The sequence below is a fragment of the Klebsiella sp. CN_Kp091 genome, from assembly GCF_040065095.1.
Taxonomy (GTDB): domain Bacteria; phylum Pseudomonadota; class Gammaproteobacteria; order Enterobacterales; family Enterobacteriaceae; genus Klebsiella; species Klebsiella aerogenes.
The window spans coordinates 100,664-113,657 of sequence record NZ_JBEAIO010000008.1 but is presented as its reverse complement, the minus strand read 5'-3'; the positions used below and the strand labels follow the sequence as shown (position 1 = coordinate 113,657).

Here is a 12,994-nt window from a genome sequence, read left to right as displayed (position 1 = left end):
ATGTGCCGTGAAGCAGGGGAATCAAAAGGAGTTAATCATGGTTGGGCTTGAAAAGAACGATCCGTTGATGCTGGCGCGTCAACTTCCTCTCAAATCGGTGGCGCTGATCCTTGCTGGCGGGCGTGGTACCCGGCTTAAGGATTTAACCATTAAGCGCGCGAAGCCTGCCGTCCACTTTGGCGGTAAGTTCCGTATTATCGACTTCGCGTTATCTAACTGTCTTAACTCAGGTATTCGCCGCATCGGCGTGATTACCCAATACCAGTCGCATACCCTGGTGCAGCATATCCAGCGCGGCTGGTCTTTCTTCAGCGAAGAGATGAATGAGTTTGTCGATCTGCTACCGGCGCAGCAGCGGGTACACGGTGAAAACTGGTATCGCGGTACCGCCGATGCGGTGACGCAGAACCTCGACATTATTCGTCGCTATAAAGCTGAATATGTGGTGATTCTCGCCGGCGACCACATCTACAAACAGGATTACTCGCGCATGCTGATCGACCATGTCGAAAAAGGCGCGCGCTGCACCGTCGCCTGCATGCCGGTGCCCATCGAAGAAGCATCCGCTTTTGGCGTGATGGCGGTTGACGAAAGCGAGAAGATCATCGAGTTCGTCGAGAAACCGGCCAACCCGCCGGCGATGCCGAACGACGCCACCCGCTCGCTTGCCAGTATGGGCATCTATGTCTTTGATGCGGATTACCTTTATGAACTGCTGGCCGCCGACGATCTCGACGAAAACTCCAGCCACGACTTCGGCAAAGATATCATCCCGAAAATTACCGAAGCTGGCATGGCTTATGCACATCCTTTCCCGCTCTCCTGCGTGCAGTCCGACCCGCAAGCCGAGCCGTACTGGCGCGATGTGGGTACGCTGGAAGCCTACTGGAAGGCCAACCTCGACCTGGCCTCGGTGACGCCGGAGCTGGATATGTACGACCAGCACTGGCCTATCCGTACCCACATGGAATCGCTGCCGCCGGCGAAGTTCGTCCAGGACCGCTCCGGTAGCCACGGCATGACGCTGAACTCGCTGGTTTCCGGCGGTTGCATTATCTCGGGCTCGGTGGTGGTGCAGTCGGTGCTGTTCCCGCGGGTGCGGGTGAATTCGTTTTGTAACATTGATTCGGCAGTCTTATTGCCGGATGTCTGGGTCGGGCGCTCGTGCCGCCTGCGCCGCTGCGTGATAGATCGCGCCTGCGTCATCCCGGAAGGGATGGTTATTGGGGAGAATGCGGAAGAAGATGCCAGCCGCTTCTATCGTTCAGAAGAAGGGATCGTGCTGGTTACGCGCGACATGCTGCGGAAACTGGGGCACAAACAGGAGCGATAATGCAGGTTTTACACGTATGTTCAGAGATGTTCCCGTTGTTAAAAACCGGCGGTCTGGCTGACGTTATTGGCGCGCTGCCTGCGGCGCAGATAGCAGACGGCGTGGATACCCGCGTGCTGCTGCCGGGGTATCCGGATATCCGCCGCGGGATTACCGACGCGCAGGTTGTCACCCGCCGGGATACCTTTGCCGGGCGCATCACCCTGCTGTTCGGCCATTTTAACGGCGTCGGTATCTATCTGATCGACGCGCCGCATCTCTACGATCGTCCGGGGAGCCCATATCACGACGCCAACATGAATGCCTATACCGACAACGTGCTGCGCTTTGCGTTGCTCGGCTGGGTGGGTAGCGAAATGGCCTGCGGGCTGGATCCATTCTGGCGCCCGGAGGTGGTGCACGCTCATGACTGGCACGCGGGCCTGACGCCGGCTTACCTGGCGGCGCGCGGACGGCCGGCGAAATCGGTGTTTACGGTGCACAATCTCGCCTACCAGGGGATGTTTTACTCCTGGCATATGAATGAGATAGAGCTGCCGTGGTCGTTCTATAACATGCACGGCCTCGAATTTAACGGTCAGATCTCGTTCCTCAAAGCCGGGCTGTACTATGCCGACCATATCACGGCGGTGAGCCCAACCTACGCGCGGGAAATCACCGAACCGCAATATGCCTACGGCATGGAAGGGCTGCTGCGCCAGCGCCAGCACGAGGGCCGCTTGTCCGGTATCCTTAACGGCGTCGATGATAGTATCTGGAATCCGCAAAGCGATCTGCTGCTGGCGGCGCGCTATGACCGCGATAGTCTGGAAGAGAAAGCCGAGAATAAACGACAGCTGCAAATCGCCATGGGGCTGAAGGTGGATGACAAAGCGCCGCTGTTCGCCGTGGTGAGCCGCCTGACCAGCCAAAAAGGGCTTGATCTGGTGCTGGAGGCGCTGCCGGGCCTGCTGGAGCAGGGCGGGCAACTGGCGCTGCTGGGCGCCGGCGATCCGGTACTGCAGGAGGGCTTCCTCGCCGCCGCCGCCGAACATCCGGGCCAGGTCGGCGTGCAGATTGGCTATCACGAGGCGTTTTCGCACCGCATCATGGGCGGCGCCGATGTGATTCTGGTTCCCAGCCGCTTTGAACCATGCGGCCTGACTCAGCTGTATGGCCTGAAATACGGCACCCTGCCGCTGGTGCGCCGCACCGGCGGTCTCGCCGATACCGTGGCCGACTGTTCGCTGGAAAACCTCGCCGACGGCGTCGCCAGCGGCTTTGTCTTTGAGGACAGTAACGCGGTGTCGTTGCTGCGGGCCATCCGGCGCACCTTTGTGTTGTGGTCGCGGCCATCGCTGTGGCGCTACGTTCAGCGTCAGGCGATGAATATGGACTTTAGCTGGCAGGTGGCGGCGAAATCCTATCGTGAACTCTATCAACGCTTGATGTAATCACAGGAGCTATGGCTATGAATGCACCCTTTAGTTATGCATCACCGACGCTGAGCGTTGAGGCGTTAAAGCATTCTATCGCGTATAAGCTGATGTTTATCATCGGCAAAGATCCGGCGATCGCCAACAAACACGAATGGCTGAACGCCACCCTGTTCGCCGTTCGCGACCGCATGGTCGAGCGCTGGCTGCGTTCAAACCGCGCCCAGCTGTCGCAGGAAGTGCGGCAGGTTTACTATCTGTCGATGGAGTTTTTGATTGGCCGCACCCTCTCTAACGCGCTGTTGTCGTTAGGGATTTATGAAGATGTGAATAATGCGCTGGCCGATATGGGGCTCGATCTGGAAGAGCTTATTGATGAAGAAAACGACCCCGGTTTAGGCAACGGCGGTTTAGGGCGCCTGGCCGCCTGCTTCCTCGATTCGCTGGCGACGCTGGGTCTGCCGGGCCGCGGCTACGGTATTCGCTACGATTATGGGATGTTCAAGCAGAACATCGTCGACGGGCGGCAGAAAGAGTCGCCGGATTACTGGCTGGAGTACGGCAACCCGTGGGAGTTCGAACGCCACAATACGCGTTATAAAGTGCGTTTCGGCGGCCGCGTGCAGCAAGAAGGGAAAAATACCCGCTGGATAGAGACCGAAGAGATTATCGCCGAAGCCTACGATCAGATTATCCCCGGTTTCGATACCGACGCCACCAACACTCTGCGGCTGTGGAGCGCGCAGGCCAGTAGCGAAATCAACCTCGGTAAATTCAACCAGGGCGACTACTTCGCGGCGGTGGAAGATAAGAACCACTCCGAGAACGTTTCGCGGGTGCTGTACCCGGATGATTCCACCTATTCCGGGCGCGAGCTGCGCCTGCGTCAGGAGTATTTCCTGGTCTCGGCGACGGTACAGGATATCCTCAGCCGCCACTACCAGCTGCACCGCACCTACGACAATCTGGCGGCGAAAATCGCCATTCACCTCAATGACACCCATCCGGTGCTGTCGATTCCTGAGCTGATGCGTCTGCTGATCGATGAGCACAAATTTAGCTGGGATGAAGCCTTCGAGGTGACCTGCCAGGTCTTCTCCTATACCAACCATACGTTGATGAGCGAAGCGCTGGAGACCTGGCCGGTCGATATGCTGGGGAAAATCCTGCCGCGCCATCTGCAGATTATCTTCGAGATTAACGATTACTTCCTCAAGACGCTGCAGGAGCAGTATCCCAACGATACCGCGCTGCTCAGCCGTACCTCCATCATTGATGAATCCAATGGTCGCCGGGTGCGCATGGCGTGGCTGGCGGTTGTCGTCAGCCATAAAGTCAACGGCGTGTCCGAGCTGCATTCGCGCTTAATGGTCGAGTCGCTGTTTGCCGAGTTTGCAAAGATTTTCCCGATGCGCTTTACCAACGTCACCAACGGCGTCACGCCGCGGCGCTGGCTGGCGTTGGCAAACCCGCCGCTGTCGCAGGTGCTGGATGAGAATATTGGCCACACATGGCGTACCGACTTAAGCCAGTTGAGCGATCTGCTTCAGCATATAGATTACCCGACGGTGAACCAGGCGGTGCGCCGCGCCAAGCTTGAGAATAAGCAGCGGCTGGCGAACTATATCGCCCAGCAGTTGAACGTGGTGGTCAATCCCAAGGCGCTGTTTGATGTGCAGATCAAACGTATCCACGAATATAAACGCCAGCTGATGAATATCCTGCACGTCATCACCCGCTACAACCGGATCAAAGCCGATCCGCAGGCGGAGTGGGTACCGCGGGTGAATATCTTCGCCGGTAAGGCCGCGTCGGCCTACTATATGGCGAAGCATATTATTCATCTGATCAACGATGTGGCGGCGGTGGTGAACAACGATCCGCAGATTGGCGATAAGCTAAAAGTGGTGTTTATCCCTAACTACAGCGTGAGCCTGGCGCAGCTGATTATCCCGGCGGCGGATCTCTCCGAGCAGATTTCGCTGGCGGGAACGGAAGCGTCCGGTACCAGTAATATGAAGTTTGCGCTCAACGGCGCGCTAACCATTGGTACGCTGGATGGCGCTAACGTCGAGATGCTGGAGCACGTTGGCGAAGACAATATCTTTATCTTCGGTAATACCGCGGAACAGGTGGAAGCCCTGCGCAGCAACGGCTATAAACCGCGCGATTACTATGAGCAGGATGAGGAGCTGCATCAGGCGTTGACGCAGATTGGCACCGGTCTGTTCAGCCCGTCGGAGCCTGGCCGTTACCGCGACCTGCTGGATTCACTGATCAACTTCGGCGACCACTATCAGGTACTGGCGGACTATCGCAGCTACGTTGATTGCCAGGATAAGGTGGACGAACTGTACCGTCATCCGGAGGAGTGGGCCAATAAAGCGATGATGAACATCGCCAACATGGGCTATTTCTCATCCGACCGCACGATCCAGGAGTACGCCAAACATATCTGGCATATCGACCCGGTTCGTTTGTAATCGGTTAAGCATCAGCAAAACGGGGCCAGTTGGCCCCGTTTCTGTTTGTGTAGTAAACGTTTTATTCGGAAAAGTGCCGGGAGGGATTCAGGCTATTGCGGGAATATACTATTGACGTGAATTTGCCAGCAGTACGATAAATGCTCAAATAGTTTACGTTCATAGCCTAATAGCTATAATGTTGATGATAGCCTTTAGGCTATGAGGGATCGTCTATGTGGGATGTAGAAACGACGGATACGTTTGATACCTGGTTCGAATTACAAAGCAGAGCTTTAAAAGAGGATATGTTGGCCACGATGCTTATCCTGTCTGAGTTTGGTCCGCAGCTTGGGCGTCCGTATGTTGATACGGTAAAAGGTTCAAAGTTTCAGAATATGAAAGAACTTCGGGTTCAGCATCATGGGCTCCCGGTCCGCGCCTTTTTTGCTTTTGATCCTCTTCGGAAAGCTATCGTTTTATGTGCGGGCAATAAGGATGGCATGAATGAGAAACGTTTTTACAAAGAGATGATTACCCTGGCTGATAGAGAATTCAGCCAGCACCTGACTAAGGAGCGATAATGGGCACGCTAAAAGAACTCATGGCGAAACAGAGTCCTGAAAGCCAGCAGCGTATTGCAGCGAAAGCGGCAGAGATACGTCAGTCTGTCGCTTTAAACTTGCTTCGCGAAGAGTTACAAATTTCACAAACGGAGATGGCTGCGGCTATGGGGGTTAAGCAGCCAACGATCGCTAAAATGGAACAGGCTGATAACGACCCGAGGCTTTCGACCCTAAAGCGCTACATTGCGGCCTTGGGTGGGGAACTAAGTATAAATGTCACGTTGCCGACTGGAAAAAAAGTCTCGTTTAATTTGTGAATCGGTAACCCGGGTCAGGCGCAAGCCGTAGATACGGTTATTGCCCGGCGGCGCTACGCTTGCGCGGGCCTACAGACTGTAATGTAGCCCGGGCCAGGCGTAAGCCGCCGCCCGGGGTATATTAGGATGCTAACGACAGTTCAGACTTTCCCGTATGTTGCGCCAGCCACTCGCTGATGCGCGCCTGCTGCTCGGCATTCAGCCACATACCCTGCTTGGTACGGCGCCAGATAGCGTCATCCAGGCTGCGAACCCACTCGTGTTCGACCAGGTACTTCAGCTCGGCTTCATAAAACTCGTGGCCAAAATCTTCTCCCAGATCGGCAAGCGAGGTCGCTTCGCCAAGGATCCACTCGCTGTTGCTGCCGTAGGTGCGGGCATAGTGGCGGGCCATTGATTCGCTGATAAATGCGAAGCGACGGCGCAGTTTCGCCGCGTAGTCGTCGCGGTCGCCGCCGATATCGCCGCCGGGCAGAACGGCGGTTTTGGTCCACGCCGGGCCAATCCCCTGATAATACGGCGTCAGTTTTTCCAGCGCATGTTCCGCCAGTTTGCGGTAGGTAGTAAGCTTGCCGCCGAATACCGACAGCAGCGGCGCCTGACCGTTCTCATCGTGAATATCGAGCGTATAGTCGCGGGTAATCGCCTGCGGTGAGTCGGACTCATCGTCGCACAGCGGACGCACGCCGGAGTAAGTCCAGACGATATCGTCGCGCGACAGCGTCTTTTTAAAGTGCGCGTTGTAGACGTTCAGCAGGTAGTTGATCTCTTTATCATCGATCGCTACCTCTTTCGGATCGCCGTTGTACTCGACGTCGGTGGTGCCGATAATCGAGAACTCATCCATCCACGGGATGACAAACACGATACGTTTATCTTCGTTTTGCAGGATATAGGCCTGCTTCTGGGTGTGCACGCGCGGCACCACGATATGGCTGCCTTTGATCAGGCGAATGCCATACGGCGAGCGCAGATGCATGCCTTCATCGAAGAAATGTTTCACCCACGGGCCGGTTGCGTTAACCAGACCGCGCGCGTGCCAGGTGAATTTTTCGCCGCTATCGATATCTTCCGCTTCCACCACCCACAGGCCGTTTTCGCGTTTTGCCGAGATAGCGCGGGTGCGGGTGCGAACCTCGCCGCCTTTACGTACCACCATCTGGGCGTTGGCAAGAACCAGACGCGCATCGTCGACCCAGCAGTCGGAATATTCGAAACCGCGCACGATTTCCGGCTTAAGTACCGATTCCGCGCCAAAGCGCAAACCGGTCGAGCCCGGCAGGCTGGTGCGTTTGCCGAGGTGATCGTATAAAAACAGACCGATACGAATCATCCACGCCGGGCGCAGATGCGGGCGATGCGGTAAGCGGAAGCGCATCGGGAAGGCCAAATGCGGCGCCATTTTTAATAACACCTCGCGCTCCGCCAGCGCTTCGCTGACCAGGCGGAATTCGTAGTGTTCCAGGTAGCGCAGGCCGCCGTGAATCAGTTTCGAGCTGGCGCTTGAGGTGGCGCAGGCAAGGTCTCTCGCTTCCAGCATCAGCACGGATAAACCGCGCCCGGCGGCGTCTGCCGCGATACCGGCACCGTTGATGCCTCCGCCTATCACAATCAGATCTTTGATTTCCACGCTCACACCTCGTTCGCTTTCGTTTAAGCTCATAAATGTTCGATATCGCTCACTATAGCAAACAAACGCGCTTTTGGTAACATCAAAAAAACATTTCAGAGTGATGCATGTAACATATTGGCGTTTATTTACCGCCTGACGGTACACTAGCGGGTAAAATCAGGGTCGGTCATCGCCCGTCATGAAGTGCAATAGAGAAGAGAATCATGGAACAATTTGAATGTATCAATGTAGAAGAAGCGCATCAGAAACTGCATCAGCAGAAGGCGGTGCTGGTCGATATCCGCGACCCGCAAAGCTATGCCATGGGGCACACGCCGGGCGCGTTTCATCTGACCAACGATACCCTGGGCGCTTTTATGCGTGATAACGATTTTGAGACGCCGGTGATGGTGATGTGCTACCACGGCAACAGCAGTAAAGGCGCCGCGCAGTATCTGCTGCAGCAGGGCTTCGAGAACGTCTACAGCGTCGACGGCGGTTTTGACGCCTGGCATCGTCATTTCCCGGCGGAAGTCGCGCACGGCTCGCTATAAGCGCGGTACGGTATATACTAGCCCCCTTTGTGTGGAATAAGCGATCCGCTGTATGTTAATGATTACCTCTTTTGCCAACCCGCGCGTGGCCCAGGCGTTTGTCGACTATATGGCGACGCAGGGGGTCATCCTGACTATCCAACAGCACACGCAGAGCGATGTCTGGCTGGCAGATGAAAGCCAGGCCGCGCGGGTGCAGGCCGAGCTGGCCCGTTTTCTCGAAAACCCGGCCGACCCGCGCTATCTCGCCGCCAGCTGGCAATCGGGGCATACCAATAGCGGATTGCATTACCAACGCTTTCCTTTTTTAGCTACCCTGCGTAACAACGCCGGGCCGTTTACGTGGGCGATTTTGCTGGCCTGTATCCTGGTCTTCATTCTGCAAAACGTTCTGGGCGATCAGACGATGATGATCTGGCTTGCCTGGCCCTACGATCCTTCGCTGAAATTCGAAGCCTGGCGCTACCTTACCCATGCTTTCATGCACTTCTCGCTGATGCATATTCTGTTTAACCTGCTATGGTGGTGGTACCTCGGCGGTGCGGTGGAGAAGCGCATCGGTAGCGGCAAACTGGTGGTGATTACCATTATCAGCGCTCTGCTGAGCGGATTCGTCCAGCATCAGTTTAGCGGCCCGTGGTTCGGCGGTTTGTCGGGGGTAGTCTATGCGTTAATGGGCTATGTCTGGCTGCGCGGCGAGCGCGACCCGCAGAGCGGTATTTATCTGCAGCGTGGTCTGATCCTCTTCTCTTTAGTGTGGTTAGTGGCTGGATGGTTTGATGTTTTCGGCATGTCGATCGCCAATGGCGCGCACGTGGCGGGCCTGGCAGTCGGGCTGGCGATGGCGTTTGTCGATACGCTAAATGTGCGAAAACGAACGTAGAGATTCCCAGGGATATTTCATGAAACAAACACAACGTCATGACGCGATTATCGAGCTGGTAAAAAAACAGGGATACGTCAGTACCGAAGAGCTGGTGGAGCAGTTTGCCGTCAGCCCGCAGACTATCCGTCGCGATCTGAATGATTTAGCGGAACAAAAAATGATCCTGCGCCACCACGGCGGCGCGGCGATGCCTTCCAGCTCGGTCAACACCTCGTGGCACGACAGGAAAGCAACCCAGACGGCGGAAAAAGAGCGTATCGCGCGGAAAGTGGCGAGCGAAATACCCGACGGCGCAACCCTGTTTATCGATATCGGCACAACGCCGGAAGCGGTGGCCCACGCGTTGCTCGATCATAATGACCTGCGGATTGTGACCAACAATCTCAACGTCGCGAATACGCTGATGGTGAAAGACGATTTTCGCATTATCCTCGCCGGCGGCGAGCTGCGCAGCCGCGATGGCGGGATCATCGGCGAAGCGACGCTCGATTTTATCTCCCAGTTCCGTCTCGACTTCGGCATTCTTGGTATAAGCGGTATTGATAGCGACGGTTCGCTGCTGGAGTTTGATTACCATGAAGTGCGCACCAAGCGGGCGATTATCGAAAACTCGCGCCACGTGATGCTGGTGGTGGATCACTCGAAGTTTGGGCGTAATGCGATGGTGAACATGGGCAGCATTAGTATGGTCGATGCGGTTTATACCGATATCATGCCGCCCGCAGGCGTGCTGAAGGTGATTAAAGACAACAACCTGCAGCTGGAGCTGTGCTAAACAGCGTTATACCCCGTATCCCATCATTTTGAGCAACCGCTGGGCATGCTGAACGGCATCCTGGCGGTGCGCGACGCCCAGTTTCTGATACAGATTGCGAATATGCGTTTTAATCGTGGTGGCCGCAACATCCAGTTCGCCGGCGATCTGCTCGTTGCTGTAACCGGAATAGATAAGCCCTAACACCTGCCATTCGCGCTGGGTCAGCGGACTGGTGCGGATAAGCTCCGGCACTTCCGGGTGGTTCAGCAGCCGTTCGACGAAGCTCTCGTCGAAGTGGGCGAATTTATGTCGATGATGCTGGTTAATATCGCGCAGGATGCGCTGCGCGCGGTGCTGTTCCAGCTCCGGCAGCGTATTCAGTTGAATCAGCTGGCGCAGCTGCTGGGCCATGGCTTCGCCTTCAATCACGAAGTGGTTGATAAAGCCGGTGCGGTTAGCCAGGGTTAAGGCTTCCATTAACACTTTTTGCGCCTCGCCCTTGCGGTCCGCCTGCCAGTACAGCTGGTTCAACAGCAGCAGGTTACGGTTGATATCGCTCATCAGCCGCAGCGAGCGGGCGTTTTCATTTAACTCTTCCAGCACCATTTCGGCGGAATCAAAATCACCGAGCAGGATCTGCGCGCGGGCAATGTTGCGCCACTGGCTTTGCAGGAAGTGGTTATTGGCGAATTCAGGTTTCGGCGTCTGGCGCAGCCAGTTGGCCGCTGCGGTTTTATCACCGGTCATCTGCCAGTAGATCACCCGCACTTTATCGGCGTTGGAGACCCAATCGCTATGATAATGGCCGTTGCCCAGTAGATTTTCGAGACGGTTTAATAAGCTGCGGGCGTTGTCGAGATCGCCGCGCGCCAGCGAGCACTGCACCATTAACGCCAGGCATTGCAGCTGCTGCTGCGGCTGGTAGTTTGCCAGCACCGCGATGCCGCTGCGGGCGCTTTCTTCAGCTTCATCAAGACGCGCCCACGCCCATAGCAGCTGCGCGCGGATGCGCAACAGGAACTCATGCATCGGCAGCTGTTCAAGATGCTGATCGCGGATAAGCTGGAAAGCTTTATCCTGAATCTCCCATGCCGCCTGCAGGAAGCCCTGGGCAAACAGAATTTCGCTCTGCTGAATCATGCTCCACAGGGCGTAGTGCCAGACGTCATGCCGGCGAGCCATCTGTTCTGTTTGCTGCATCACCGCCAGCGATTTACTCAGGTGGCCTTTGCAGTGCAGCACTTCGCCGTGGACGGAAGTGGCGACGATGCGGCTGTAATAGCTCGCCAGCGGCAGCTCATCCAGGGCCACCATTGCCAGGCGCTCGGCTTCGTCCTGATCGCCGGCGTTGATAGCGACCTGCGCGCGCAGGGCGTTGAAATCGCCGTGCATCGCGGTGTCCATTTCGACATCCATCTCCTGCTCGGCGCGGGCCAGCAGGGTATTCACTTCGCTATAGCGATGCTGGCTCTGCATCAGCCAGGCCTGCAGCAGGATCAGCCGCGGATTTTCCAGCAGGTTCGACCACGGCAGCGCCGCCAGCGATTGTTCCAGCAATCCTAGCTCGCTATGGTTGAACATGCCCCAGGCGTGGTTGAGCAAAATATCGCGCAGCATGGCGGCATCGCCGGCGGCAAGCGCATGATGGATGGCTTCGGTGGGGAACCCCTGCGCCATCCACGCTTCGGCGGCGGCGCGGTGAATTTCCGGTAGCTCGGTGGCCATTTCCCACTGACAGCGCTGGCGCAGGAAGTTGCCGAATAGCGGGTGATAGCGGAACCACTCGCCGGAGTCATCCATCCGGTGCAGGAACAGCCCCTGACGTTCGATCTCTTCCAGTTGCATCTGGCCGTTCTCTTCGCCGGTGACGCGGACGATAAGCGCGTCATTCATCGAGCGCAGCAGCGAGCTTTTTAACAAGAAGCTGCGGGTACGGGCATCGACGTTATCCAGCACTTCATCGACCAGATAGTCGGAAAGGTGGCTGGCGTTAATCCCGGCGAGACGACGGGCGGAGTGCTGGGCTGAGGTGTTTTTCTGCCGGGCGGAGAGGGCGATGAGCTGCAGGGCGGTGGCCCAGCCGGCGACGTCATCGCACAGGCGACTGCTGTCATCGGCTTCAATGGGGGAGGCGAGGCGGCAGTCAAAGAACTGTTTCGCCTCCTGATGAGTAAAAGCCAACTGTTGGCTGCCGATTTCCAGTAACTGCTCGCGCACCCGCAGATTGGCGATCCCCAACTGCGGCAGGTTGCGCGACAGCACTACCAGCGTCATGGTCTCTGGCTGATGGCGCAAGAAGAAGCGCATGGCATCGTGGATCACCGGATTGGTGATCAGGTGATAGTCATCAATGACCAGGTACAGCGGGCGCTGCCAGTCGGCAAGCTCTATAAACAGCTGCGCAAACAGCGACGGCAGGCTGGCGTACTGGCGCTTTTGCACCATGGCTTCGCTGGCGGCGCAGTGGCCGCCTGTCGCCTGTTGAATCGCCGCAATCAGATAGCTGGCGAAGCGCTCTTGTTGATTATCGCCTTCATCGAGCGAAAACCAGCCAAGGTCATGCTTACCCGATGCCCACTGCGAAACGAGCGTGGTTTTGCCGTAACCTGCCGGGCTGGTCACCAACGCGAGACGATAATTGTTCGCGCCGGAAAGTTTCGCCAGCAACCGTTCGCGAACCACAGTGTGTTCAAGACGGGATGGACGACTTAATTTTGACGGAATCAACATAGTTCACTTTTTCGCTGTGCAAGAAAGGGATGGGGATTTTTTTTGCGCTTCGTAATTAATGACTCCTAAGGTCGGCGATAATGAAAGTTATTGCAAGTTATGTCCAAAATTGATGCTCTTGAATTTGCTCTCGGTCACAATTTCTCGCTTCGGTTTTTAATTAGCTTTAAACCGGTACCAGTACGCGCCATGCCTCGGTTTACGACGGTTTCGTCCGGGACGAAATTACTTTACACAGTGTTTTTCGTAGTTGATTGTTTTTATTAAATTATCGTCAGTGGATTCTTAGGGTTAATCTATTTCACGTATTTTTGTCATGGCATCTTTTTATTCTGTCAGTAGTTTATTTTTTATTTCACGAT

At 56.1% G+C, this 12,994-nt stretch carries 10 protein-coding genes; 8 read left to right on the top strand and 2 right to left on the bottom strand.

Translation table 11 applies throughout. From position 1 onward, the window contains the following. Window positions 1–37: 37 nt before the first annotated feature. The 5 genes from glgC to ABLV17_RS09160 all read left to right on the top strand — a co-directional run bounded on the left by glgC (window position 38) and on the right by ABLV17_RS09160 (window position 6,093). Window positions 38–1,333 carry a glucose-1-phosphate adenylyltransferase gene (gene glgC, locus ABLV17_RS09180; protein WP_015703688.1) on the top strand — a complete coding sequence of 432 codons (1,296 nt, stop codon included), beginning with the start codon at window positions 38–40 and terminating at the stop codon, window positions 1,331–1,333. Next, the gene (gene glgA, locus ABLV17_RS09175; protein ID WP_045375801.1) at window positions 1,333–2,766 is read left to right on the top strand and encodes a glycogen synthase GlgA; all 1,434 of its coding nucleotides are present in this window, start codon (window positions 1,333–1,335) and stop codon (window positions 2,764–2,766) included. The genes glgC and glgA overlap by 1 nt, the downstream gene beginning before the upstream one ends. Before the next feature lie 17 nt (window positions 2,767–2,783). Continuing rightward, window positions 2,784–5,231 (top strand): glycogen phosphorylase, encoded by a 2,448-nt coding sequence (glgP, locus tag ABLV17_RS09170; protein WP_047047942.1) that lies wholly within the window; start codon window positions 2,784–2,786, stop codon window positions 5,229–5,231. A gap of 215 nt (window positions 5,232–5,446) precedes the next feature. Further along, on the top strand, window positions 5,447–5,794 hold the full coding sequence (locus ABLV17_RS09165) for a type II toxin-antitoxin system RelE/ParE family toxin (RefSeq protein WP_045394830.1): 348 nt from the start codon (window positions 5,447–5,449) through the stop codon (window positions 5,792–5,794). Continuing rightward, window positions 5,794–6,093, top strand: a complete 300-nt coding sequence (locus ABLV17_RS09160; RefSeq protein WP_045394831.1) for a helix-turn-helix domain-containing protein — start codon at window positions 5,794–5,796, stop codon at window positions 6,091–6,093. Before ABLV17_RS09165 ends, ABLV17_RS09160 begins: the two co-directional genes overlap by 1 nt. A 121-nt stretch (window positions 6,094–6,214) precedes the next feature. On the opposite strand, the gene glpD is transcribed toward ABLV17_RS09160, so the two are convergent. After that, window positions 6,215–7,723: a glycerol-3-phosphate dehydrogenase gene (gene glpD, locus ABLV17_RS09155; RefSeq protein ID WP_020077778.1), complete on the bottom strand. Its 1,509-nt coding sequence runs from the start codon at window positions 7,721–7,723 to the stop codon at window positions 6,215–6,217. A 206-nt stretch (window positions 7,724–7,929) separates the two neighbouring features. Between glpD and glpE the strand changes: the two genes are divergently transcribed. The 3 genes from glpE to ABLV17_RS09140 are packed head-to-tail and all read left to right on the top strand — an operon-like array spanning window position 7,930 to window position 9,920. Then, window positions 7,930–8,259 carry a thiosulfate sulfurtransferase GlpE gene (gene glpE / locus ABLV17_RS09150; protein ID WP_015369349.1) on the top strand — a complete coding sequence of 110 codons (330 nt, stop codon included), beginning with the start codon at window positions 7,930–7,932 and terminating at the stop codon, window positions 8,257–8,259. A 52-nt stretch (window positions 8,260–8,311) separates the two neighbouring features. Further along, a complete protein-coding gene (gene glpG, locus ABLV17_RS09145) occupies window positions 8,312–9,142 on the top strand; it encodes a rhomboid family intramembrane serine protease GlpG (RefSeq protein WP_271032838.1) in 831 nt (276 codons plus the stop codon). A gap of 19 nt (window positions 9,143–9,161) precedes the next feature. Beyond that, window positions 9,162–9,920 carry a DeoR/GlpR family transcriptional regulator gene (locus tag ABLV17_RS09140; protein ID WP_015369351.1) on the top strand — a complete coding sequence of 253 codons (759 nt, stop codon included), beginning with the start codon at window positions 9,162–9,164 and terminating at the stop codon, window positions 9,918–9,920. A 6-nt stretch (window positions 9,921–9,926) separates the two neighbouring features. Here ABLV17_RS09140 and malT read toward each other — a convergent pair whose 3' ends face one another. Beyond that, complete coding sequence (gene malT, locus ABLV17_RS09135) at window positions 9,927–12,632, bottom strand: HTH-type transcriptional regulator MalT (RefSeq protein ID WP_045394833.1); 2,706 nt, start codon at window positions 12,630–12,632, stop codon at window positions 9,927–9,929. Window positions 12,633–12,994: the final 362 nt, after the last annotated feature.